General features: G+C 74.9%; 3 protein-coding genes. All 3 read left to right on the forward strand.

From position 1 onward, the window contains the following. Positions 1-238 precede the first annotated feature (238 nt). The 3 genes from EIY87_RS44945 to EIY87_RS44955 are packed head-to-tail and all read left to right on the forward strand — an operon-like array spanning position 239 to position 12,417. The gene (locus EIY87_RS44945; RefSeq protein ID WP_125316199.1) at positions 239-3,670 is read left to right on the forward strand and encodes a beta-ketoacyl synthase N-terminal-like domain-containing protein; all 3,432 of its coding nucleotides are present in this window, start codon (positions 239-241) and stop codon (positions 3,668-3,670) included. A gap of 57 nt (positions 3,671-3,727) precedes the next feature. Beyond that, a complete protein-coding gene (locus EIY87_RS44950; protein WP_125316200.1) occupies positions 3,728-7,162 on the forward strand; it encodes a non-ribosomal peptide synthetase in 3,435 nt (1,144 codons plus the stop codon). Next, positions 7,159-12,417 (forward strand): type I polyketide synthase, encoded by a 5,259-nt coding sequence (locus EIY87_RS44955; protein ID WP_125316201.1) that lies wholly within the window; start codon positions 7,159-7,161, stop codon positions 12,415-12,417. Before EIY87_RS44950 ends, EIY87_RS44955 begins: the two co-directional genes overlap by 4 nt. Position 12,418: the final 1 nt, after the last annotated feature.

A 12,418-nucleotide genomic window follows, 5' to 3' on the forward strand; every position in this document is an offset into this window, starting at 1 on the left:
TGTCCACAGTGGCAAGTGGGCCCGCTTCGGGAGTGGATCACGTGGGAAATTCCTGCGTCTGGTCCAGGATCGATAGGTCATTCGGCTGAACTCTGCGGATTGCGTATCCCCACGCGACGACTTGAGCCTTAACCTTGCGTGATTCTTCGCCATGAATCGCACTGGGGAGTGAGATGAAGTCGACGTCACCGCCGTGGTTTCCGCGCGCCCATTCGCCGTCGGGGGCCGACACCGAGCGATGACGCAAGACGGCTGCATCAGACGTTTCGCGGGAATCGCGGGGCAGTCGCCCGACCGGATCGCGGTCGTCGAGCACGGCTCGGCGGTGAGCTACGCGCGGCTGGCCGGGCTGGCCGGCGGGCACGCCGCCCGGCTGCTCGACGCCGGTGTCCGGCCGGGGGAGTTCGTCGGCCTGCTGACCGGGCACGGGACCGGCGCGATCGCCGCGATCCTCGGCACCCTGGCCGCGGGCTGCACCTACGTCCCGCTCGACCCGACGTTCCCGCGGGACCGGCTCGCCCACCAGGTCGCGGCGGCGCGGGTGTCGGCCGTGCTCACCATCCCCGAGCACGCCGGCCTCGCGGAAGCGTTGTGCCGCAGCACTTCCGCCCGGGTCGTCGCGACCGGGCCGGACACCGCGCCGCTGCCGGTGCCCGACCCGGACCCGGACGCGCCGGCCTACGTGCTGTTCACCTCCGGCTCGACCGGCACGCCGAAAGCGGTCGCGCAGACCCACCGCAACCTGCTGCACGTGGTGGACAACCAGATCGCGACGCTCGGCATCACCGCCGCCGACCGGCTCAGCCTGCTGGCTTCCTTCGGCTTCGACGCGGCGATCCCGGACCTCTACCCGGCGCTGCTGACCGGCGCCGCCGTCGTGCCGGTGGACGTCCGGGCCCACGGCGTCGCCCACGCCGCGCGCGAACTCGCGCGGCACCGGGTCACCGTCTACCACTCGACGCCGACGGTCTACCGCCACCTCCTGGACGCGCTCGACGGCGACCTGCCGTCGGTCCGGACCGTCCTGCTGGGTGGCGAGCAGGCCACGTACGCCGACGTCCGCCGCGGCCGCTTCGCCCCGGATTGCGTGTACGTCAACGGGTACGGCGCGACCGAGGTGACCTTCGCCGCGCAGTACCGGCTGAGGGCCGACGACGTCCCCGCCGGAGCCACCGGCCCGCTGCCGATCGGCACCGCGCTGCCCGGCTACACGCTCACCGTGCTCGACGGCGGCGAGCTCGAAGTCAGCGGCGAATACCTGGTCGACGGCTACTTCGACCAGCCGGGCCCGGCGTTCGGCATCACTGCCGGCGGCGTCCGCAGCTACCGCACCGGCGACCTCGGCGAGCTCCGGCCGGACGGGACCGTCGTCTGCCTCGGCCGCCTCGACCGGCAGGTGAAGGTGCGCGGGTTCCGCGTCGAGCTGACCGAGATCGAGGCCCGTCTCGGCGAACAGCCCGGGGTCGCCGAAGCCCGCGCGATCGTGCGGGACGGCGAGCTGCTCGCCTACGTCGTGCCGGCCGGGAAGCCGGACGTGACGGCGCTGCGGGCCGCGCTGGCCGCCGTGCTGCCCGGGCATTCGGTGCCGTCCGCGGTCGTCGCCGTCCCGGCGTTCCCGCTGACGGTCACCGGGAAGCTCGACGAGGAAGCGCTTCCGGACCCCCGCCCGCCCGCGCCCGTCGCGGCCGGGCCGATGACCGCGGCGCAGCGGCGGGTGCACGGGATCTGGGCCGCCGTGCTCGGGCACGACGGGTTCGGCCTCGACGACGCCTTCTTCGACGTCGGCGGGCATTCGCTGCTGCTGGGCCGGGTCCAGCAGCGGCTGGCCGCGGCGGCCGGCGTGGACGTCCCGCTGCTCGCCCTGCTGGAGCACCCGACGGTCGCGGCGCAGGCCGCCTACCTGGAACCGGCCACTGAGGACGGTCCCCGTGCCGCACCTGCCGGAGCCGAGGAGGACGAGCCGGGCAGCGACCTGATCGCCGTCGTCGGGCTCGCCTGCCGGTTCCCGGGCGCGCCCGACGCGGACGCGTTCTGGTGGAACCTCTGCGCGGGCACCGACGCGGTCCACGACTACACCGACGACGAACTGGCCGCGCTCGGCATCGGGCCCGGCCTGCGCGCCGACCCCGCGCACGTGCGGGCCGGCGGCCGCCTCGACGGGGTCGAAGACTTCGACGCCGGGTTCTTCGGGTTCACCGCGGAGGAAGCGGCGCGCACCGACCCGCAGCACCGCCTGTTCCTGGAGACCGCGTGGCGGGCGCTGGAGGACGCGGGCCGCGACCCGGCGCGGGAGCACGGCCCGGTCGGGGTGTTCACCTCCGCCGGGGTCAACCGGTACTTCCTGTTCCACCTCTTCGGGAACCCGGCCGTCACCGGCGACGTCGACCCCGACGACTGGGAGGGACGGCTGCTCGGCCGCCAGCTCACCGACCACCTGCCCGGCCAGGTCGCCTACCGGCTGGGGCTGACCGGGCCCGCGGTCGCCGTCCAAAGTGCCTGCTCCAGCTCGCTCGCCGCGGTCGGCCTGGCCGCGCAGAGCCTCGCCGAATACCGCTGCGACCTGGCGATCGCCGGCGGGGTCAGCGTCACGTGGCCGCGGTACCGCGCGGGTGGCCTCGCGTCGGCGGACGGCCGGTGCCGCTCGTTCGACGCGGCGGCCGACGGCGCCGGGTTCGGCTCCGGCGCCGGTGTCGTGGTGCTGCGGCGGCTGTCCGACGCGCTCGCCGATCGCGACCACATCCACGCCGTGCTGCCCGGCTGGGCGATGACCAACGACGGCGCCGACCGGGCCGGGTACGCCGTGCCGAGCCCGGCCGGCCAGGCGGCCGCGATCGCGGAGGCGCTGGCCGTGGCCGAAGTGGACCCGGCCGAGGTGAAGCTGATCGAGGCGCACGGCAGCGGCACGCCGTTGGGCGACGCCATCGAAGTCGCCGCGCTCAACCGGGTGTACCGCGACGTCCCGCCCGGCACGTGCGCGCTCGGCTCGGTCAAGACGAACATCGGGCACCTCGACGCCGCCGCCGGGGTGGCCGGCCTGATCAAGGCCGTGCTCGCGGTGCGCCACGGCGTGATCCCGCCGAACCTGCACTTCACCGCGCCGCACCCGGAAGTCGACCTGGCCGGTGGCCCGTGCTTCGTGCCGGTCAAGGCCACCGACTGGCCCGACGCGCCCCGCCGGGTGGCCGGGGTCAGCGCGTTCGGGCTGGGCGGCACCAACGTCCACGTCGTCGTCGAAGAACCACCGGCGCCGGGCTCGCGCGTGACGGCCGAGGGGCCGCACGTCCTGCCGGTGTCGGCGCGCGACCCGGAAGCCCTGCGCCAGGCCCTTTCCGCGCTGCGGGACCGGCTCGCCGCCGACCCGCTGGACCTTGCCGACGCCGCGTACACCCTCGCGGTGGGCCGCCGCGAGTTCGCCTGCCGCGCGGCGGTGGTCGCTTCGACGGCCGAGGAAGCCGTCGAAGGCCTCGGCGCCCTCCTGGCCGAAGGCAGCAGCGTGGCCGGACCGCCTGGTGCCGCGCGGGAGCTGGCCTCGCGCTGGACCGCCGGCGCCGACGTCGACTGGACCGCCCGCCACGACGGCGCCGAGCCGGGGCGCGTGCCGCTGCCCGGATACCCGTTCCAGCGCGTGCGGTGCTGGATCGACCCACCGGTTCCGGGACACCACCCGTGAACCGCACGCACCACCACCCGGCCGCCACCGCGGCCGGGCCGAACTGGGGAGTTCTTCGTGACCGACACGCTGCCCGTCGCGGGCACGCACGGCCCGCCACTGTCCTACCCGGACACGACGGTCGCCGGACTCGTCCTGGCGCAGGCGGAAAGGACGCCGGACGCGCTCGCGGTGCGGCAGGGCGGCACCCGGCTCACCTACGCTGAGCTCGTCGCCGCGGCCTGGGGCGTCGCCGCCGTGCTGCGCGAGCGCGGGGCCGGCCCGGAGACCCGCGTCGGGGTGTGCGCGCACCGGACGCCCGCCCTCGTCAGCACCGTGCTCGGGGTCCTGCTGTCCGGCGCCTGCTACGTCCCGCTCGACCCCGGCGGGCCGCGCGCCCGGCTGAGCGCGATCGCCGCCGACGCCGGGGTTTCCCTCGTGATCGGCGACGCGGCCGTCGCGGAATTCGGTGCGGTGGCGGGGCTCGACGTCCCGCCGCCCGCCGCGCCCGGCCACTGCCCGGCCACGCCGGACACCACCGCGCACGTGCTCTACACCTCCGGCTCGACCGGGCGGCCCAAGGGCGTGCTCACCAGCCACCGCAACATCGTCGCGTTCGTCACCGGGTTCGCCGCCCGGCTCGGCGTCGGCCCCGGCACCCGGACCCTCGGCATCTCCTCACTCGGGTTCGACGCGTTCACGATGGACGTCTTCGTGCCGCTGTCGGTCGGCGGCTCGGTGCAGCTGGCCGGGACGGCGGACCGGGCGGACCCCGAGCGGCTGCGGCGATTCATCGTCGAGCACGACGTCGACTGGGGCTTCATCACCCCGACCCTGCTGTCCCTTGTGGACCCGGCCGACGTGCCCGGCTGGCGGACAGTGGCCTGCGGTGGCGAGCCGGTGCCCGCCGAGCTGGTCGCCCGCTGGCTGGCGGGCCGCCGGTTCTTCCACGTCTACGGCCCCACCGAGACCACCGTCGTCGTGGTCACCGACGAGGTGACCGGCGTGCCCGCCGACCCGCTGCCGCTGGGGACGCCGACGCCGGAGCACCGCGCCCACGTCGTCGACGACGAGCTGCGGCCGGTCCCGCCGGGCGAAGTCGGGGAGCTGCTGATCGGCGGTCCCGGTCTCGCCGCGGGGTACCTCGGCAGCCCGGAGCTGACCGCGAAGAAGTTCGTCGAGGACCCGTTCACGCCGGGGGAGCGGCTCTACCGCACCGGCGACCTGGCCCGGCTCCGCCCCGACGGCAGGCTGGAATTCGCCGGCCGCGCCGACCGGCAGGTGAAGATCCGCGGGCAGCGGATCGAACTCGGCGAGGTCGAGGCCGCGCTGGGCGCCCACCCGGACGTCGGTGCCGTCGCCGTGGAAGCCGTGCCCGGGCCGGGCGGCACCCGGCTGGTCGCGTTCGTGAGCCCCGCGTCCGCACCGTCCGATGCGGACATCCACGCGTACGCGGGCGAGCGGCTCACCGAAGCCATGCGCCCGGCCGTGCTCCGCCGCCTGGACGTGCTGCCGGTCAACCCCGTCACCGGGAAGATCGACCGGCCCGCGCTGCGTGCCCTGGCCGGCGACGAGCCGGTCGAGGACCTGGGCGGTTCGCCGGTCGCCGCGGTGTGGCGGAAGGTGCTCGGCCCGGGTGCCGGACCCGACTTCCTGCGCTCCGGCGGCGATTCGATCACGGCGATGCGCCTGGTCGCGGCGTTGCGCGCGGACCTGGCCGCCGACGTGTCCGTCGAAGACGTCTTCACGGCACGGACCCTGGACGAGCTGACGCGGCGGGTCGCCGCGGCCGCTCCGCTCACCGGCCCGGGCCTGACCACCGGGCACGCGCCCACGCTGTCCCCGCCGCAGCGGCGGCTGTGGTTCCTCGACCAGCTCGCCCCGGACGCGGCGCCGTACAACATCGCGATGGCCTTCCGGCTGACCGGACCGCTCGACGTCGGCGCGCTGCGCGCGGCCTTGCGCGCGGTGGCCGAGCGGCACGACGTGCTGCGCTGGCGGATCCGGCCCGTCGACGGTGTCCCGCGGGCGGAGTGCCTGCCGCCCGGCGACGTCGAGCTGCCGGTGCTCCCGGTGACCGAAGCCGAAGTGGGTGCCCGCCTGGCCGCCGACGCGGCCGCGCCCGTCCGCCTCGACCGCGAACCGCCGTGGCGCGTACGGCTCTACGAGCTGGGGCCCGACGAGCACGTGCTCGGGTGCACGCTGCACCACGCCGTGTTCGACGGCTGGTCGCAGGAACTGCTCTGCGCCGACCTGGCCGCGGCCTACCGCGGCGAGACGCTGCCGCCGCTGCCGGTGTCCTATGCGGACTACGCGGTCTGGCGCGCGGACCGAGACCGTCGCCGTGAAGCCGTCGACCTCGCCTGGTGGACCGAGCACCTCGCGGGCGCGCCGTCCACAGTGGACCTCCCGCGCGACCGGCCGCGCCCGCCCGTGCAGACCTACCGCGGCGCGACGCACCACGAGGCGTTCCCGGACGGCGTCGCCGAAGCCGCCGGCGCGCTGGCCGCCCGCACCGGGACCACCCGCGCGGGTGTCGTGCTGGCCGCGTTCGGGCAGCTGCTGCACCGGCTGACCGGCGGGGACGACCACCTGGTCGCCACCGTCGTCGCGGACCGGCAGCTGGCCGAAACCCAGGACGTCGCCGGGTTCTTCGTGGACATCGTCCCGGTGCGGCTGCGCGGCGGGGACGCGGACTTCACCACCCTCGCCCGCGACAGCGGCGCCGAGCTGCTGGCCGCGACCGCGCACCCGGCGGCCCCGATCGACCGGCTCGTGGGCGCGCTCGGCGTGCCCCGCGACCCGTCGCGGGCGCCGCTGGTGCAGGTGATGGTCAACGTCCTCGGCTTCACCGAGCCCCGGCTCGACCTGCCCGGCGTGCGGGGGACGTGGCTTCCGGTCGAGAAGCCGGGTTCGCCGTTCGACCTGACCGTCTACGTCCTCGAGCACGGCGTCGAGCTGCTCTACAACCCGGACCTGTTCGACGCGGCCCGGATGTCCGCGCTGGCTCAGGACTTCACGGCGCTGCTCGCGGCGCTGGTCGCCGAGCCGGACCAGCCGGCCGGGACATGCGCGCCGGAGCTGCCGCGCGCGGCCGTCCGGACGCCCGCGCCGGAAGCGGCCGCGCCGCCGAAGGCCGAGCCCGCGCCCGCCGTCGACCCGGCCGCGCTGGCGGCGACCGAAGCCCTGATCGCCGCGACCTGGCGGGAGGTGCTCGGCCTCGACGCCGTCCGGGTGACCGACAACTTCTTCGACGTCGGCGGGCATTCGCTCGCCCTCGCGAAGGTGCACGCCGAGGTCACCGCCCGGCTCGGCCGCCGGATCCCGATGGTCGACCTCTTCACCCACCCCACCGTCCGCGCCCTCGCCACCCACCTCCACGCGGGGGCCGCGCCCAGCCCGGAACTCGCCAGGGCCGCCGAGCGGGTCGCCGCCCGCCGGGGGCGCACCCCGTCCAGAAGACCCCGCCGCAGTGCCGGCACGACCGGCCACGAACAGGAGCGACCGCAGTGACGAACGACCTCGAACCGGGTGCCGAACCCATCGCCATCGTCGGGATGGCCGCCCGGGTCCCCGGCGCCGGCGATCTCCGGCAGTTCTGGCGCAACCTCGTCGACGGGGTCGAGTCCATCAAGCCCGCCACCCGCGAGGAACTGCTCGCCCGCGGTGCCGATCCGGCCACTTTGGACGATCCCAGCTGGGTCAACGCGACCACGGTGGTCGAGGGCTTCGACGAGTTCGACGCCGACCTGTTCGGCATGACCAGCCGCGAAGCCGAGATCACCGACCCGCAGCACCGGGTCTTCCTCGAAGCGTGCCACTCGGCGCTGACCGACGGCGGCTACGACCCGGCCCGCTACGGCGGCGCGATCGGCGTCTACGGCGGCACCGGGCGGACCGGCTACCTGATCGAAAACCTGCTGCGCAACGAGCGCGTGATGGCCTCGCAGCACGGCGGCATCGGGATGTCCACCGGCAACCAGCCCAGCTACCTGACGACGTCGGTGTCCTACAAGCTGAACCTGCGCGGCCCGAGCCTCGCGATCCACACGGCGTGCTCGACGTCGCTGGTCGCGGTGCACCTGGCGTGCGAGGCCCTGCGCAACGGCGAGTGCGACCTCGCGCTGGCCGGCGGGGTGAACCTGGAGATGCCGCACGGCATCGGGTACATGGGCGTCGACGGCTTCACCTCCCCGGACGGGCACGTGCGCGCGTTCGACGCCGGCGCCAACGGCACGGTGTGGAGCAGCGGCGTCGGCGTGGTCCTGGTCAAGCGGCTGTCCCAGGCGCTGGAGGACGGCGACCACATCCGCGCGGTCGTGCTCGGCAACGCGATCAACAACGACGGCGCCACCAAGGTCGGCTTCTCCGCGCCGAGCGTCGCCGGGCAGACCGAGGCCATCGCGCAGGCGGTCGGCATGGCCGGGGTGGACCCGCGCACGATCGGCTACGTCGAGGCGCACGGCACCGGAACCGCGCTGGGCGACCCGATCGAGATCACCTCGCTGTCCACTGTGTACGGCCACGGCGTGCCGGACACCGGCTGGTGCGCGATCGGCTCGGTGAAGTCGAACATCGGCCACCTGTCCCAGGCGGCCGGCGTCGTGGCGCTGATCAAGACCGTGCTCGCGATGGAGCACGGGCTGATCCCGCCGACCATCAACTACGAAGAACCCAACCCGGGCATCGACTTCCCGAACAGCCCCTTCCACCCGGCCACCACCGTGACCAAGTGGGAGGCCGCGGACACCCCGCGCCGGGCGGGGGTCAGCTCCTTCGGCGTCGGCGGCACCAACGCGCACGTCGTGCTGGAGGAAGCGCCCGCGCCGCGGCGGCACCGCCGCCCGCACCCGGCCCACCTGCTGCGGGTGTCGGCGAAGACACCGGAAACCCTGGCCACCGCCGTCGAGCGGCTCGCCGACCGGCTGGCCGGGGACGTCGACCTCGACCTCGCCGACGTCGCGCACACCCTCGCCGCGGGTCGGACCGAGTACCCGCACCGCGCGGTGGTCGTCGCGCGCGACGTCGAAGACGCGGTCGACGGGCTGCGCGATCCCCGTCGGCTCGCCACCGGCCAGGCCGGCGAACTCAAGGTGGCGTTCCTGTTCTCCGGGCAGGGTTCGCAGTACGCCGGGATGGGCGCCGAGCTGTACCGCAGCGAGCCCGTCTTCGCGACCGCGTTCGACGAGTGCTGCGAGCTTTCCGGCCTGCCCGGCCTGAAGGAACTGGTCCTCGGCCGCGGCGGGGACGCCGAACTGCGCGAGACGCGGTACACCCAGCCCGCCCTGTTCGCCGTCGAGTACGCGCTGGCCCGGCTGTGGCTCAGCTGGGGTGTGCGGCCGGGCGCGATGCTCGGGCACTCGGTCGGGGAGTACGTCGCCGCGACCGTGGCCGGGGTGTTCACCCTCGCCGACGCGATGCGGCTGGTCGTGCGGCGCGGCGAGCTGATGCAGTCGATGCCCGCCGGCGCGATGCTCGCCGTCCAGCTCGACGAAGAATCGGTCGCGAAGCGGCTGCCGGACGGGCTGTCCATCGCCGGGGTCAACGGGCCGGGGACGTGCGTCGTCGCCGGGCCGTCCGCCGCCGTCGCGGACTTCGCGTCGCTGCTGAAGTCGAGTGACGTGCAGTGCCGGGAACTGGTGACCTCGCACGCGTTCCACTCGCCGATGATGGACCCGATCCTGGCCGAGTTCACCGAAGCCGTGGCCGCCGTGCCGCGGTCGGCGCCGTCGCTGCCGTTCCTGTCGAACCTGACCGGTGGCTGGATCACCGCCGAGCAGGCCACGGATCCGGCGTACTGGGCGGCGCACCTGCGCCAGGCGGTCCGGTTCGGCGACTGCGTGCGGACGCTGGTCGGCGGCGGCGAGCGGTGGGCGCTCGTCGAATGCGGCCCTGGCCACCAGCTGGCCGGGCTCGCCCGCGGCCAGGTGCCGAAGGGCCTGCCCGCACCGCAGCCGAGCCTGCCCGGCCGCACCGACCGCGAGGGCGACGTCGAAACCCTGTACGCCGCGGCCGGTCTGCTGTGGACACACGGGGTGCCCGTCGAGCCCACGACGTCCGGGTACCGCGTCCCGCTGCCCGGCTATCCCTACGCACGCAAGCGGTACTGGGTCGACCCGGATCCGAAGGGGACGGTCGTCCAGCCGGCGGAGCCGAGCGGACCGCTGCCCCTCGACGAGTGGTTCGCGGTCCCGTCCTGGCGCCAGGCCGGTCCGGACCTGCGGCGGGAGCCGTTCGCGTCCTGCCTCGCGTTCGTGGACGACGACGTCCTGCCCGGTCTCCTGCGGGATGCCGGGGTCGTGGTCACCGAGGTCCGGCCCGGTGCCGAGTTCGCCGTCACCTCGACGGGGTTCACCCTGCGGCCGGGCGTGCGGGCGGACTACGACGAGCTGGTCACCGCCCTCGGCGAGCGGCCGGAGCGAGTGGTCCACGCGTGGGCCCTCGGCGGCGGCGAAACCGGGATGGCCGCCCAGGAGCGCGGGTTCTTCAGCGTCCTCAACCTGGTCCAGGCCTGGGGCGAGCCGGTGCGGCTCGACGTGCTGAGCACCGGCACCGCCGACGTCACCGGCACCGACCTGACCCGGCCCGAGCACGCGACCCTCGCGGGCATCGCGCGGGTGCTGCCGCTGGAGGTCCCCGGCACGGTCGTGCGGCGGATCGACGTCGAGGCCGTGACTGAGGAGGTCGTCGCCGAGCTGTTCCGCCCGGCCGACGCCGAGGTCGCCCTGCGGCGGGGCCGGCGCTGGGTCCTGGAGCACACGCAGGTCACCGTGCCCGAAGCGGCGCCGGTGCTGCGCGAGGGCGGCCGGTACCTGATCACCGGCGGTACCGGCGGCATCGGCGTCACCCTCGCCGAGGACTTCGCCCTGCGCGTCCGGGCGAAGCTGATCCTGCTGACCCGCACCGGACTGCCGCCGCGCGAGGAGTGGGACACCCGCGACGGAACCGACCGGACCGCGCGCGCGATCCGGGCGATCCGGCGGATGGAGGCGGCCGGTTCGGTGGTGCACGTCGTCGCCGCCGACGTCACCGACCCGGCGCGGCTGCGGGAGGTCCGGGAGCTGGCCGAACGGGAGTTCGGCGGGCTCGACGGCATCGTGCACGCGGCCGGGCTCCCCGGCGGCGGGGTGGCGGAGGTAAAGGAGCGGGCGGCCGCGGAAGCCGTGCTGGCCCCGAAGATCGGCGGGACGCTGGCGCTGGCCTCGGCGTTCGCCGACCTGCCGATGGACTTCGTCGCGCTCTGCTCGTCGGTCACGGCGGTCTCCGGCGACTTCGGGCAGGTCGACTACTGCGCGGCCAACAACTTCCTCGACGCCTACGCCCGCGGCGACCACGGCTGGCGGGCGCGGGTCGTCTCGCACAACTGGGGTGGCTGGGACGAGGTCGGCATGGCCGCCGAAGTGGCCGCGCCGACCACGATCCGCTCCACCCGCACGAAGGCGGACGGCCCGATCGCGCACCCGGTGCTCACCACGCGCACCGGCGAGGACTGCCACGGCCTGGTCTCGGCGGCCGCGCACTGGCTGCTCGACGAGCACCGCATCGCCGGCGTCCCGGTCGTCCCGGGCACCGGGCACCTGGAGACCGTGCGGGCGGCCGTCGAGGCGGCGCTGCCGAAGCCGGGTGACGGCCACGTCGTCGAGTTGCGCGATGTCGCTTTCCTGGAGCCGTTCTCGGTGCCGGAAGGCACGGTCGCGGAGTACCGGGTCGGCTTCGACGGTGACGGGTTCGCCGTGACCAGCCGCGCCGGCGGGGTGACGAAGACGCACGTCCGCGGCTCGGCGGGCTGGGTCCCGGCACCCGCGGCGTCCACTGTGGACCTCGACGCGGTGCGGGCCAGGACGAGCGTGCTCGACGACGGCAACGCCTTCGGCACCGGCCGGACCAGCATGGTCACCTTCGGCCCGCGGTGGGCGGCGCTGCGCACCCACCACGTCGGCACGCACGAGGAGCTGGCGTCGCTCGTCGCGCCGGTCTTCGACCCCGGCTGGGGGCTGCACCCGGCGCTGCTCGACGTCGCGACCGCGTTCGGCCGCGGCCGGGGGAGCGGCACGTACCTGCCGATGAGCTACGGCCGGGTGGTCGTGCACGACGCGCTCCCGGCGAGCTTCCACAGCCACCTGCGCTACCGCGACTCCGGCGGTGACCAGGTCATCGCCGCGGACCTGACGCTGTGCGCCGACGACGGCCGCGTCCTCGTCGAGATCGAGGACTTCGTGCTCCGCCAGGTCGACGAGGGCGCGGTCAGCGGCGGGCTCACGGCGCCCGCTTCCCGGTCCACTGTGGACTCCAGTGGCATCCGGCCGGTCGACGGCGCCGAGGCGTTCCTCCGGGCGTTGACGCCGGGGCTGGGCGGCCAAGTGGTGATCAGCACGCGCCCGGTGCGCGACCTGTTCGCCCGCCGGGTCACCGCCGAAGCCCTCGAAGAAACCGAAGAGGTCGCGGAGGTCGTCCAGCCGCAGTCCCAGGACGACTACGTCGCGCCGCGGACCGACCTCGAAGCCGAGATCGCGAGGCAGTGGGCCGAGGTGCTCGGGGTCGAGCGTATCGGCGTCCACGACGACTTCTTCGCCCTCGGCGGCAATTCCCTGGTCGCCATCCAGCTCATCGCCCAGGTCCGCAAGACCACCGGCGCCCGGCTGGCCATGAAGACGCTGTTCGAATCCTCCACGGTGGCCGCCCTCGTCGAGCGCATCGAAGAGCTGCGCGACGCCGCACTTTCACGTGAAAGGGCGGCCGAAACCACCATCCCCAAGCTCGAGCGCTGAA

The organism is Amycolatopsis eburnea (genome assembly GCF_003937945.1).
Classification (GTDB): domain Bacteria; phylum Actinomycetota; class Actinomycetes; order Mycobacteriales; family Pseudonocardiaceae; genus Amycolatopsis; species Amycolatopsis eburnea.